We start from the raw sequence: 12,358 nt of genomic DNA on the forward strand, positions 1-12,358 counted from the left end.
CCCGATCCGGTCACTTGAAGTTCAGGTGCCGCAGAGTGGTGTAGAGGTCCATGACCCCGAGGGCCAGCGGCAGCACCGAGGCGATGCAGATCGCTTCGATGATCTCCACCGTGCGGCGCAGCGGCGGCGAGAACCGCTGGTTCGGGAAGATCACGCCGACCACGAGCGCGCCCGCGGCGAGCAGGATCAGCAGGCCGAAGACGTAGAGCAGGCGGTTCTGCGCGCTCGCCGAGACGAGCCAGCCGATGGCGATCCCGGTGGCCGAGACCAGGCCGGTGGTGAGCAGGGCGATCGCCTGGCTGCCGTTGGCGTACGCGCGGGCGCGCAGCAGCAGGACGAGCGTCGCGACGACGCCGAGGATGATCCCGAACGCCCCGGGCGCGCTCGCCGCGATGATCGCCGAGATCGCCACCGTGGCACCGCAGCCGACCATCAGGCCGGTCATGTAGTTGTGCGCGATCGCCGTGCGGCGCTCGATCGCCCGGTAGTCGGGGAAGCCGGAGTCTTCCTTCAGCTCCTCGGCGTTGCTCGGGACGTGCGGCAGCGGCAGCTTCGCGAGCCAGATCGTGGCGCGCGGCAGGATCGAGATGCAGGCGAGGGCGACGGCGACCGTGCCGGCCGCGATGCCGGCCGCCGGGTGCGCGACGAGCGTGCCGAACAGGAAGGCCAGCGCGCCGAAGGTGCCGGCGGTCGCCGCGGCGATGAACGTCGTGATGCCGGCGCCGATGACCATGATGCAGACCGAGGCGACGATGATCACCAGGACCGCGCCGAGCAGCAGGTTCGCCCGCAGCGAGAGGCCCGGCACGATGTAGAAGCCGCTGACGAAGGCCAGCGGCAGGCCGCCGGCCGCGGCGATCAGCACGCCGGTCGCCTCGGCCTGGTAGCCCTTGGCGAGGGTCGCGCCGATCGCGACGCAGGCGATCGCGGCGATGCCGCCGGCGATGGCCGCGCCGAGCGCGCTGCCGCCGTAGAAGGAACCGCTCATGAACAGCGCGACGGCGGCGGCGAACAGCGCCAGCCCGCCGGCGACGTGCCCGAACCGGTTCGCCGTCTCCTTGGTCCACGGCCGGAAGCTGTCCGGGGAGGATTCGGCGATGGCGTCGACGACGTCGTCGTACAGCGGCGGCGGCGGGTTTTCGTTGCGCTTGCGCAGCTGGAGCAGCTCACCGTCGACCACGCCGAGCGAGGCCAGCGTGCGGCTCGGGTCGAGCGGGGCGTCCCCGAGCTTCGCCAGCGCCCAGCCGCCGTGGCGGGCCCCGCCGTCGGGCGCGGTCTCCTTGGCCATGTCCAGCAGCATCGGCAGCAGATCGGCCACCGCGACGTCGGCGGGCAGCGCCACGTCGATCCGGGTGGACGGCGCGACGACCGTCACCCTGCTGAATACTGTCGTGCCCGTAGCCACTGCACTGCCCCCGCTCTGATGAGACGTCTCCCGGGGGAACTTATACCGAAGCCCGGTGCGGGCATCATCGAACGTCCGAAATTCACCGGCAACCGCAGCTCAGGGCAACGAACGCGGCATTACTGTCGGTGGTGGGCCGTACACTCGCCCCACGACGGTGAGACAGCGTTACCGGGCGGTTCCGGCATCCGGCGGAATTCCACGGAGGCGTTCGATAGGTTGGTCGCGCACCAAGCGCGGTGGCCGCCATCGTCGAGTTTGAATGAGGGGTCCTTCGATGAGCACGCTGCAGTTCAAGAAGTCGCCGCGGCTGGCGGCACCGCGGCCGCCGGGCGGTGAGGTGCACCTCGAGCCGCCGCCCGAGGTGCCCCGGGTCATCCCCGGGAACATCGTCATGAAGGCGCTTCCGATCGTCATGATCGTCGCGTCGCTCGGGATGATGGTCTTCATGTTCCAGGCCAGCAACCGGAACCCGATGATGATGGCCATGGGCGGCATGATGGTCGTCGGGACGCTCGGGATGATGGCAGGCGGCAGCGGCAAGGGCGGCGGCGCCAGGCGCGCCGAAATGGACGAAGACCGCAAGGACTACCTCCGCTACCTGGGCCAGATGCGCGACCGCGCCCGCGAGGCGATGGTCGACCAGCGCGCCGCCCTGGAATGGGTGCACCCCGACCCGCAGTCCCTCTGGTCGCTGGCCGCCAGCCGGCGGATGTGGGAACGGCGGCAGAACGACCAGGACTTCCTGCACCTGCGCGTCGGGCGCAGCTCGCACCGGCTCGCCACGCGGCTGGTCCCGCCGCAGACCGGGCCGGTCGACGAGCTGGAGCCGATCGCCACCCTCGCGCTGCGCCGGTTCGTGCGCGCGCACTCGATCGTCCCCGACCTGCCGACCCAGATCACCCTCCGCGGGTTCGCCGCGGTCAGCATGCAGGGCGACCGCGCCCTGACCCGCGGCCTCACCCGCGCCATGCTCGCGCAGCTCGTCTCCTTCCACAGCCCCGACGACGTCCTGATCGCGGTCGCCACCGCGGGCCGGGCGAAGGAGGAGTGGGAGTGGGCGAAGTGGCTGCCGCACGTCCAGCACCCCACGCTGTCGGACGGCATCGGCCAGCTCCGCATGATGGCCGGCTCGCTGGCCCAGATCGAAGACTGGCTCGACGAAGAGCTGCGTGACCGCCAGCGTTTCTCCCGCAACGCCACGCCGGCGCCGGACCAGCCGCATGTCGTCATCATCATCGACGACGCCGAGGTCACCCGCGAAGAGCAGATCGTCCTGGAGGAGGGCCTGGTCGGCGTCACGCTGATCGACCTGTCCGACTCCCTCGGCAACCTCGCCGCCCGCCGCGGCCTCCGGCTGGTCGTCGAGGCCGACAGGCTGGGCGCGCGCAGCGCCGGCGGCGTCGAGTGGTTCGGCCGGCCGGACACCCTCAGCCTGGTCGAGACCGAGTCGCTGGCCCGGCTGATCTCGCCGTACCGCGTCGGCGGTGCCGCGGGCCAGGACGTCGGCGACGAAGAGCCGTTGCTGTCCAACCCGTCGCTGCTGGAGCTGCTCGGCATCCCCGGCGACCCGATGACGTTCGACGTCCAGCAGGCGTGGCGGCCCCGGCCGATCCGCGACCGCTACCGCGTGCCGTTCGGCGTCGGGGAGTACGGCCAGCCGGTCGAGCTGGACATCAAGGAAGCCGCCGCCGAGGGCATGGGCCCGCACGGCCTGTGCATCGGCGCCACCGGTTCCGGTAAGTCGGAGTTCCTCCGCACGCTGGTGCTGGGCCTGCTGGCCACGCACTCGTCGAGCACCCTCAACTTCGTCCTCGTCGACTTCAAGGGTGGCGCGACGTTCCTCGGCCTCGACAAGGCCCCGCACGTCTCCGCGGTCATCACCAACCTCGCGGACGAGGTCACGCTGGTCGACCGCATGAAGGACGCCCTGGCCGGCGAAATGAACCGGCGTCAGGAAGCGCTGAAGAACGGCGGCAACTTCAAGAACGTCTGGGAATACGAGAAGGCCCGTGAAAACGGCGCCGACCTCGACCCGCTGCCCGCCCTCTTCATCGTCTGCGACGAGTTCTCCGAGCTGCTGTCGGCGAAGCCGGACTTCATCGACCTGTTCGTCGCCATCGGCCGGCTGGGCCGGTCGCTGCAGATGCACATGCTGCTCGCCTCGCAGCGCCTCGAAGAAGGCAAGCTGCGCGGCCTCGACTCGCACCTGTCGTACCGGATCGGCCTGAAGACGTTCTCGGCGGCGGAATCCCGCGCCGCGATCGGCGTGCCGGACGCGTTCGAGCTGCCGTCGGTCCCCGGTGGCGGGTACCTCAAGTACGACACCTCGACGCTGGTGCGGTTCAAGGCGTCCTACGTCTCGGGCCCGTACCGGCCGGCCGGCCTCAAGGCGGCGGGCCCGGCGGCGACCGTGGTCCGCGCGGACAAGCGGCCGCAGCTGTTCGTCCCGGACTTCGTCGAGCTGCCGAAGGAGCCGGAGCCGCAGCAGATCGAGGCGCCGGTCCAGCAGCAGCCGCAGTCGGAGGAGGCGGTCGAACCCAGCGAGCTCGACGTCATCGTCTCGCGCCTGGTCGGCCAGGGCCCGCCGGCGCACGAGGTGTGGCTGCCGCCGCTGAAGGACCCGAACTCGCTCGACACGCTGCTGCCCAACCTGAACCCGACCGACGACCGCGGCCTGTCCCCGGTCGGCTACTTCGGCAACGGGCGGCTGCAGGTGCCGCTGGGCATCATCGACCGGCCGTACGAGCAGCGCCGCGACCCGCTGTGGGCGGACTTCTCCGGTGCGGCGGGCCACGGCGTGATCGTCGGCGGCCCGCAGACGGGCAAGTCGACCATGCTGCGGACGCTGATCATGTCGATGGCGCTGACGCACACGCCGGAGGAAGCGCAGTTCTACTGCCTCGACCTCGGTGGTGGCACGCTGGCCGGGCTCGCGGACCTGCCGCACGTCGGTGGCGTCGCGGTGGCCCGGCGCGAGCCGGACAAGGCCCGCCGGATCGTGGCCGAGCTGACCACCCTGCTCACCGAGCGGGAAGGCCGGTTCGGGGCGATGGGCATCGACTCGATGACCGAGTTCCGCAACCGCAAGCGCCGCGGGGAGATCCGGCCGGAGCAGGACCCGTTCGGCGACGCGTTCCTGATCGTGGACAACTGGCGAGCCCTGCGCGACGACTTCGAAGAGCTCGAAACCACGATCACCCGGCTCGCCACGCAGGGTCTGTCCTACGGCGTGCACGTGATGATCGCCGCCAACCGATGGGCCGACATCCGCCCGGCGATCAAGGACATGCTGGGCACCCGGTTCGAGCTGCGCCTCGGTGACCCGACCGAGTCGGACATCGACCGGCGCGTCGCGGTGAACATCCCGGCCGGGCGGCCGGGCCGCGGCCTCACCCGGGAGAAGCTGCACATGCTGGGCGGCCTGCCCCGGATCGACGGGTCCAGCGACCCGGAGACGATCGCGGCCGGCGTGGCCGACGCGGTGGCGAAGATCAAGGGCGCCTGGCGCGGCCGCGTCGCGCCGCAGGTCCGCCTGCTGCCGGAGCTGATCACCTACGAGGACGTGCTGAAGCTCGACACCGCACGGGATTCCAAGCTGATCCCGATCGGCGTCAACGAAGAGGATCTGCAGCCGATCTACATCGACTTCAACGCCGAGCCGCACTTCTACGCCTTCGCGGACGGCGAGTCGGGCAAGACGAACCTGCTGCGGCAGATCGCCCGGGGCATCTCGGAGCGCTACACCGCGAAGGAAGCGCTCATCCTGCTGGTCGACTACCGGCGCACGATGCTCGGCTTCATCCAGGGCGACTCGCTGCTCGGGTACGCGGTTTCGTCCGCACAGCTGGAAAGCATGGTCGGCGACGTCTTCAACTCGATGACGCGCCGCCTGCCCGGCCCGGACGTCACGCAGGAGCAGCTGAAGACCCGGTCCTGGTGGAAGGGGCCGGAGCTGTTCATCCTGGTCGACGACTACGACCTGGTCGCCACGTCGACGAACAACCCGCTGCGCAAGCTCTCCGACTTCCTGCCGCAGGCCAAGGACGTCGGCCTGCACCTGGTCGTCGTGCGGCGCACCGGCGGCGCGAGCAAGGCGATGTACGACCCGATCATCGGCAAGCTCAAGGAGATCGCGGCGCCGGGCATGGTGATGAACGGCTCGCGCGACGAAGGCGCGCTGGTCGGCAACATCAAGCCGAGTGCGATGCCGCCGGGCCGGGGCAACCTGCTGACCCGGAAGAACGGCAAGCAGCTGATCCAGGTGTCGTGGATCCAGCCGGACTAGACACGGCGGCCGGACGCGCTCTCGGCGAGGTGGGTAGGTTCCTCCCCGAGGGTGCGTCCCGGCGGCCGGGCGCGGGGGATCGCGACGGAATGTGCGGGAGCTGCTGGTGACGGTCCGGGTTGCGGTCGACTTCGGGACATCGAGCACCTGCGTCGTCGCCTCGGTCAACGGGCGCGAACCGCAGGTCGTGGTGATCGACGGCCAGCCGCTGATGTCCTCGGCGGTGTACGCGGCGGCGGACGGCACGCTGTTCGTCGGCCAGGAAGCCGAGCGGCAGGCGGCCGTCGACCCGTCGCGGTACGAGCCGCACCCGAAGCGCCGGATCGACGAGGGCGAGCTGCTGCTCGGCGAGAACGTCCTGCGGGTCACCGACGTCGTGCACGCCGTGCTGGGGCGCGCGGTGTCCGAAGCGCGTCGCTTGGCCGGCGACGCCGAGGTCGACCTGCTCGTGCTGACCCACCCGGCCGACTGGGGCGCGATCCGCACCCGGCTGCTGCGGCAGGCCGCGGGCGGGCTGGCGCGCGAGGTCGCGCTGGTGCCGGAGCCGGTCGCGGCGGCGGTGTACCACGCGGCGACGTTCGCGCCGCAGGAAGTGGCGAACGACCGCACCGTCGAGTTCAGCGGCCGCCCCGGCGACGCCCTCGCGGTGCTCGACCTCGGCGGCGGCACGGTCGACGTCAGCGTGGTGCGGCGGCTGCCGCCGGACACCACGCGGGGCCGGGCCGGCCGTCCGCAGCGCGGCGGCTTCCAGGTACTCGCCACCCGGGGCGACCCCGGGTTCGGCGGCGCGGACATCGACCAGGCGCTGCTGGAGCACGTGGGGTCGCTGGTCTCCGCGGCCGATCCGGGCGCCTGGCGCGAGCTCGTCGAAGGACGCGAGCTGGCCGACCGGCGCCGTCGCCGCGTGCTGCGCCAGGACGTGCGGGGCGCGAAGGAGACGTTGTCGCGGCACGCCTACACCGACGTGCCGATGCCGCCGCCGTTCGCCGACGCGCACGTCACGCGCGAGGATCTCGAACGGCTGATCGCGGCGCCGCTGGGCCGGGCCGTCGAGCTCACGGTCGCTGCGATCGGCGACGCCGGCCTGCGGCCGCAGCAGCTCACGGCGATCTTCCTGGTCGGCGGCTCGAGCCGGATCCCGATGATCTCGCGGCTGGTGCACGAACGCACCGGTGTCGTGCCGACGAGCCTCGACCAGCCCGAGACGGTCGTCGCGCGCGGCGCGCTGCGGGCGGTGCTGGTGGACCCGGACCGCACCGGCGCGCTGCCCGGGGAAGCGATGGCCCGGCTGGGTGCCGTGCCCGGCGGCGCCCTCAACCCCGCGGCGCAGCGCACGGAGGTCGTCCGCCCCGGCGACGTCGCCCCGCGCCCGGGTGACGCGGGCCAGCGTCCGGTGCCGCCCCGCGCGCCGGTCCCGCCCCCGCCCGGGCCCGCCGGGTTCCCGAACCGCGCGGCCCCGCCGTCGCCGCCCCACGGCCAGCCGGTGGCCCAGCCGTGGAACCCGCCCGCCGGACCGCCCGGCCGCCAGAACCCGCCGAACCCGCCGGGCCCGGCCACCGGTGCCCGGCCCGCGCCCGAGCCGGCCGCGAAGGGCCGCCGGAAGCTCGCGGGTGTCGTCGCGGTCGCGGTGGTCGTCGTGGCCGCGCTCGTCGTCGGCGGGTTCTTCGTGTTCAAGGGCTCCGGGACCGAGAGCGGCCGGACGCTCTCGCAGTACGACTTCAAGTTCGTCGCGCCGGAGGACTGGGTCCAGACCGACGACCGGGTCGCCGAGAAGCAGGTCGTGATCCACCCGCAGGAGTCCCGCGACGGCAACGATCTCGTGGTCGTGCAGGAGTACGTCATGGACTACGACGCGACGGCGGACCCGCAGAAGCTCGTCGACGAGCTCAGGCGCCTCGCCGCGGACAAGCCGGAGCGCTGGAGCGCGTTCAACCCGAGCCTGTCCTACGCCGGCAAGACGGTGATCGGGTACCACGAGAGCAAGCCGGACCGGCCCGACCTCCAGGTCGACTGGTACGTCGTGGCGAAGGGCCGGGTCCGCGTCCACGTCGGCTGCCAGTACGCCACGGCCCCGTTGCGGGACCGGGTCGCGACGGCCTGCGCGCAGGCCGTGCGCACGGTCGAAATCCTCAACTGAGAGGAGGGCACGCGGTGCCGTCCGAAGAATTCGAGAGCGCTGCGGCGTCCTTCAAGCGGATCGGCCAGGACGCGGTGACGCATTCCCGGCGCGTCGCCGGGAACGCGCTCGCGCGCAGCCGGCGACGGCACAGCGAGAACGCCGAACTGCTGAAGCAGAGCGGGCGCGGCACGAAGTCCGGCGACCCGACGCCGGGAACGCTGCGCGCGGCCGCCGAACGGTTCCGCCGCGCCCGGGGGCTGGCGGTTCCCGCGGTTCCCGATCCGGTTCCTTCGCGTTCGCAACCCGCCCCGCGAACCCCTCGATCGGGTGATGAGGACGAGGACTTTTCCCAGATGCGAATCATGCAGCGCGATCAGTGAAACCCGCGCGGCGATCGCTGTGCGCGTGCTAACCCCCCTGGTGGGGAACACTTTTTCGGGTGATGCGCCACCGGTTCGTGGTGTTCCCCGGATACCCGCGGCGACCGGTTCCCAGGATGAGCGTTCACGCAAGCAACTACTTCCGGGCAAACCACGACACGGGGGAACCGGACGTGGCAGTGTCTGCGTCGTAGGGCCGTACGAACCAAGAAGCACGGTTGCGGCCGACCAACACTCTTTAGAAGGGGGTTCCAGCATGGCTGGATTCCAGGGAACAGTCGCCCAGTTCACTGATGCCGAGGGCCGCGTCACCGAGGTCCGCGCTCAGATGGACCAGAACCTCTCGACGCTCCGCGACCGCATCGAGGCCACCCGCGCCGGCTGGCAGGGTGAGGCGCAGAAGGCGTTCGACCACGTGATGATGCGCTTCGACGAGGACGCCCGCGGCATGAACCAGGCGCTGCAGCGTATCGGCGAGCTGCTCCGCGAGGCCGGCTCCAAGTACGAGCGCTCCGAGCAGCAGCAGCAGGAGATCCTCGGCGCCGTGAACCGCGGCTTCGACGCCCTCGGCTGATCTCGTTCCTGAACTTTCCTGTCATTCACCTGAACTTTCTCAGCACAAAAGGAGCACATCATGCCTGATGGCGCCGGCATTGTCGTCAATTACGCCACCATCCGCGCGGCCGCGGACGACTGCACGCAGACCGGGGGCGAGCTGCAGGCGGCCTTCGACCGCCTCAAGGACGACCTGCGTCCGCTGACCACCACCTGGACCGGTTCCGCGAAGGAGCAGTACGACCAGGCCCAGCGCACCTGGGACCAGAAGTTCGAGGACCTGAAGCAGGTTCTGGCGCAGATCGCCGCCGCCCTGCCGCAGATCGCCGACGGTTACCAGCAGACGGACAACGCCGTCGAAGGCCTGTTCTGAGCCGGTAGCCCCGGAAACCACGGCGGGCCCGCACTCCGGTGCGGGGCCCGCCGTTTTCTTTGGGCAGCAGAGCCTGTTTCCGGGCAAGGGAAACTCAGTGTGGCGCGCCGACCTCGTACTCGGGCCGGTCGTTGAGCACCCGCACGGTCACCTTCTTCTGCTGCCCGCCGATGGTCACCGTGCAGTCGAACGTCGTGCCGTTCCGCGCGGCTTCGTTCGCCGGGCACTGCGCGTTCTTCACGTCGGGCTCGCCGTAGTTCTCGTTGAGGACCTTGACCACACCGTCCTGAAGGGACTGTTGCTCCAGCACGTCCCCGCGGAACGCGCCCAGCAGCCACGCCGCACCGCCGCCGAGAGCGAGCACCAGGACCGCCGCGCCGGCGATCAGCGCCGGCTTCTTCGACTTCGGCGTCTTCGCGGGCTCGGCCGGGAACGCGCCGAGACCGCCGTACTGCGACGGCTGGAACCCGCCGCCGCCGTACTGCGGCTGCGGCGGCTGCTGCTGCCCATGGCCGGGCGTCGGCGGCTGCTGCTGCGGCGTCGGCTGGGAGGGCGGCTGCCACGGCCCGCTCTGCTGCCCCGGCTGCCACGGCCCGGAGAACGACCCCGACGGCTGCCCCGGGTTCCACTGGCCGGTGTAGGAGCCGGTCGCCCCCGGGTCGGCGGGCTGCTGCTGCCACTGCCCGGCGTGCGGCCCGGTCGCCTGCTGCTCGGGCTGCCACGCGCCGGGCTGGGCTGTGCCGGGCTGGGGTGTGCCGGGCTGCCACGCATCGGGCTGCGGCGTGCCGGACTGGGGTGTGCCGGCCTGCCACGCGCCGGGCTGGGCTGTGCCGGGCTGCGGTGCGGCGCCGGCGGCGGGCGGCTGCCACCACTGCGGCTGCTGCTGCGGGTCGGGCGGCTGCGTCATCGGAGATCACCTCGGGTCGTGGTCACGCCTCAGCTGCCCTGCGCTTCGCCGAGCCGGCGGTAGAAGTCGTCCATCGCCGCCCGGTCGGGCAGCACCGTGATCTGGCTCGCGTCCGGCAGCTTCGGCATGTCCTGCCGGCTGGCCTTGCCGGTGAACCGGAAGTCGTACTTGAGCTCGAGCTGGTGGCCGTCGCCGGCGAACTTGGCCTCCATCACGAAGGAGCCGAGGCTGCCGTCCGGGTTCAGCGTGATCGTGGCCGGGACCGCGGCCTTCTTCAGCTCCGGCCCGATCTGGCTCGTCAGGCTCGCCGGCAGGATCTCGACCCGCTTTTCGACGAAGACCCCGAACGGCACGTTCACCGTCAGCGCGGTCTTGCCGTCGCCGAGGCTCTTCGCCCCGCGGACGGCCCGCTTGTCGGCCTTGTAGGCGGCCACGGTCGAGTCGGCCATCCGGCACGGTGTCAGCACGCCGCCCCAGGCGCACGGCACGACCAGGCCGCCCTCCGGCTTCGGCATCGACACCCACGCCGTCGGCGAGACGCCCTTCTGCACGTACACCGGGCCGAGGTAGGTGTACTCGACCGTGCCGTCCGCGGGCGTGTACGTGTCGATGATCTCGTCCGGGTTCTTCTGCGACCGGTGCCGCACCGCCCGGCTCTCCGGGCTGCCGGTGCGCGCCGACGTCACCGTGCTGTGGATCCACTTGTCGTCGAACTTGAAGTAGGCGTCCAGCGAGTTGGTGACGTCGCGCGAGTCGGTGATGGCGTCGGAGAGCTTGCCGATCACCTGCTCGAACTTGGCGCCGACGTAGTCCGCCGCGTCGTCGCCCTTCGGGAGCGCGGTGCCCGCCTTCGCCTGGCCGCACGCGCTGACCACCAGGGCCAGCAGGGCGCCCATGACGAAGATCGCCGTCGGTCGTTTCCTCATGCCGTCCCCTGCTCGCGTGTGTCGCCCGGATGGCCCCATCCTCGCGTGTCGCGGCGGCGAGTGCAGGCGCTTCGGCGGGAAAAATCCGGTAGAGTGCCGCTGCGCCCGGGCCGCTCGGAGCCTAGTATGGGCGCTTCCACCACCCCCGATGCGCGGGTGCGGTGACCGTGGGGGTATCTTCATATGTCGTTGTGCGCTGCGGCGCGTAAGCGCTAGGCCCGCACAGAACCCACACGCAATGTTGACGACGAGGTAGACCCTTGCCCACGTACAGCCCCAAGCCCGGCGACGTCACTCGTGCCTGGCACGTGATCGACGCCGAGGATGTCGTGCTCGGACGGCTGGCGACCGAGGTCGCCACGCTGCTGCGCGGCAAGCACAAGCCGACCTACGCCCCGCACGTGGACACCGGTGACTTCGTCATCATCGTCAACGCCGAGAAGGTCGCGCTCACCGGTAACAAGCGGGAGCAGAAGTTCGCGTACCGGCACAGCGGTTACCCGGGCGGTCTGCGGAAGCGCTCGTTCGGCGAGCTGCTGGACACCAAGCCCGAGCACCTTGTCGAGAAGGTCGTCAAGGGCATGCTGCCGAAGAACAAGCTCGGCCGCGCCCAGGCGAAGAAGCTGAAGGTGTACGCCGGCCCGCAGCACCCGCACGCCGCGCAGCAGCCGCAGGCGCGCGAGATCACCAAGATCGCGCAGGTCGCGCAGTGAGTGAGGAACAGTCTGTGACCAGCACCGAGACCGAGGCCCCCGAGGTCGTCGAGACCACCGAGGCGACCGAGACCGGCGCCGTCGCGACCAGCGAGACCCCCGCCGCGCCGCGTCCGTCGCGTGCCGCCGGCGGCAACGCGCAGACCGTCGGCCGCCGCAAGGAAGCCGTCGTCCGCGTGCGGGTCGTCCCGGGCACCGGCGAGTTCAAGCTCAACGGCCGCACCCTCGAGGAGTACTTCCCGAACAAGGTGCACCAGCAGCTCATCCGCGAGCCGCTGGTCACGGTCGAGAAGCCGGACTCCTTCGACATCTTCGCCAACCTCAAGGGCGGCGGCGTCTCGGGTCAGGCCGGCGCGCTGCGCCTGGCGATCGCCCGCGCGCTCGTCGAGGTCGACGCCGACGACCGCCCGGCCCTCAAGAAGGCCGGCTTCCTGACCCGTGACGCGCGCGCCACGGAGCGGAAGAAGTACGGCCTCAAGAAGGCCCGCAAGGCCCCGCAGTACAGCAAGCGCTGATCGCGCCGTTGGCGCAACCCACCGGAGCGCCCATCCGTCCATCGGATGGGCGCTCCGGCGGTTTAATGGGGGTACCTGGGGTTACGGGGGGGCGGCAACACACACAACGGGGGGTAGCCCACCCCCCGGGCGCGCACAACGGCCCAGGGGTTGGGCGCTCCGGCGTTTTCAGGGGGA

Annotated in this window: 10 protein-coding genes; 7 read left to right on the plus strand and 3 right to left on the minus strand. The window is 71.3% G+C overall.

The window, feature by feature from the left end; translation table 11 throughout:
• Positions 1 to 10: 10 nt before the first annotated feature.
• Entirely contained in the window at positions 11 to 1,375 is a 1,365-nt protein-coding gene (gene eccD / locus I4Q55_RS12790; protein ID WP_206787657.1) for a type VII secretion integral membrane protein EccD, read from the minus strand.
• A 307-nt stretch (positions 1,376 to 1,682) separates the two neighbouring features.
• Between eccD and eccCa the strand changes: the two genes are divergently transcribed.
• From eccCa to I4Q55_RS12815, 5 genes are all read left to right on the plus strand, one after another.
• Positions 1,683 to 5,693 carry a type VII secretion protein EccCa gene (gene eccCa / locus I4Q55_RS12795; RefSeq protein WP_206787665.1) on the plus strand — a complete coding sequence of 1,337 codons (4,011 nt, stop codon included), beginning with the start codon at positions 1,683 to 1,685 and terminating at the stop codon, positions 5,691 to 5,693.
• 106 nt (positions 5,694 to 5,799) lie between these two features.
• Complete coding sequence (locus I4Q55_RS12800) at positions 5,800 to 7,830, plus strand: type VII secretion-associated protein (protein WP_206787667.1); 2,031 nt, start codon at positions 5,800 to 5,802, stop codon at positions 7,828 to 7,830.
• A 14-nt stretch (positions 7,831 to 7,844) separates the two neighbouring features.
• Positions 7,845 to 8,192 (plus strand): hypothetical protein, encoded by a 348-nt coding sequence (locus I4Q55_RS12805; protein WP_206787669.1) that lies wholly within the window; start codon positions 7,845 to 7,847, stop codon positions 8,190 to 8,192.
• 256 nt (positions 8,193 to 8,448) lie between these two features.
• On the plus strand, positions 8,449 to 8,766 hold the full coding sequence (locus I4Q55_RS12810) for a WXG100 family type VII secretion target (protein ID WP_206787671.1): 318 nt from the start codon (positions 8,449 to 8,451) through the stop codon (positions 8,764 to 8,766).
• 60 nt (positions 8,767 to 8,826) lie between these two features.
• On the plus strand, positions 8,827 to 9,120 hold the full coding sequence (locus I4Q55_RS12815; protein ID WP_206787673.1) for a WXG100 family type VII secretion target: 294 nt from the start codon (positions 8,827 to 8,829) through the stop codon (positions 9,118 to 9,120).
• Between the two features lie 94 nt (positions 9,121 to 9,214).
• Here I4Q55_RS12815 and I4Q55_RS12820 read toward each other — a convergent pair whose 3' ends face one another.
• Together I4Q55_RS12820 and I4Q55_RS12825 are read right to left on the minus strand one after the other, a co-directional pair.
• Entirely contained in the window at positions 9,215 to 10,027 is an 813-nt protein-coding gene (locus I4Q55_RS12820; protein ID WP_206787675.1) for a DUF4333 domain-containing protein, read from the minus strand.
• Between the two features lie 29 nt (positions 10,028 to 10,056).
• Positions 10,057 to 10,953, minus strand: a complete 897-nt coding sequence (locus I4Q55_RS12825) for a hypothetical protein (protein WP_206787677.1) — start codon at positions 10,951 to 10,953, stop codon at positions 10,057 to 10,059.
• A gap of 260 nt (positions 10,954 to 11,213) precedes the next feature.
• Between I4Q55_RS12825 and rplM the strand changes: the two genes are divergently transcribed.
• Both rplM and rpsI read left to right on the plus strand, forming a co-directional pair.
• The gene (gene rplM, locus I4Q55_RS12830) at positions 11,214 to 11,666 is read left to right on the plus strand and encodes a 50S ribosomal protein L13 (RefSeq protein ID WP_004560141.1); all 453 of its coding nucleotides are present in this window, start codon (positions 11,214 to 11,216) and stop codon (positions 11,664 to 11,666) included.
• A gap of 14 nt (positions 11,667 to 11,680) precedes the next feature.
• Positions 11,681 to 12,181 (plus strand): 30S ribosomal protein S9, encoded by a 501-nt coding sequence (rpsI, locus tag I4Q55_RS12835; RefSeq protein WP_091304664.1) that lies wholly within the window; start codon positions 11,681 to 11,683, stop codon positions 12,179 to 12,181.
• Positions 12,182 to 12,358 lie beyond the last annotated feature (177 nt).

The sequence above is a fragment of the Amycolatopsis sp. MtRt-6 genome, assembly GCF_017308975.1.
Lineage (GTDB): Bacteria > Actinomycetota > Actinomycetes > Mycobacteriales > Pseudonocardiaceae > Amycolatopsis.

Excerpts from the sequence above, each read along its gene's own strand:
- eccCa (WP_206787665.1), top strand. The coding sequence starts at position 1,683 with ATGAGCACGCTGCAGTTCAAGAAGTCGCCGCGGCTGGCGGCACCGCGG.
- I4Q55_RS12810 (WP_206787671.1), top strand. The coding sequence starts at position 8,449 with ATGGCTGGATTCCAGGGAACAGTCGCCCAGTTCACTGATGCCGAGGGC.
- I4Q55_RS12815 (WP_206787673.1), top strand. The coding sequence starts at position 8,827 with ATGCCTGATGGCGCCGGCATTGTCGTCAATTACGCCACCATCCGCGCG.
- I4Q55_RS12820 (WP_206787675.1), bottom strand. The coding sequence starts at position 10,027 with ATGACGCAGCCGCCCGACCCGCAGCAGCAGCCGCAGTGGTGGCAGCCG.
- I4Q55_RS12825 (WP_206787677.1), bottom strand. The coding sequence starts at position 10,953 with ATGAGGAAACGACCGACGGCGATCTTCGTCATGGGCGCCCTGCTGGCC.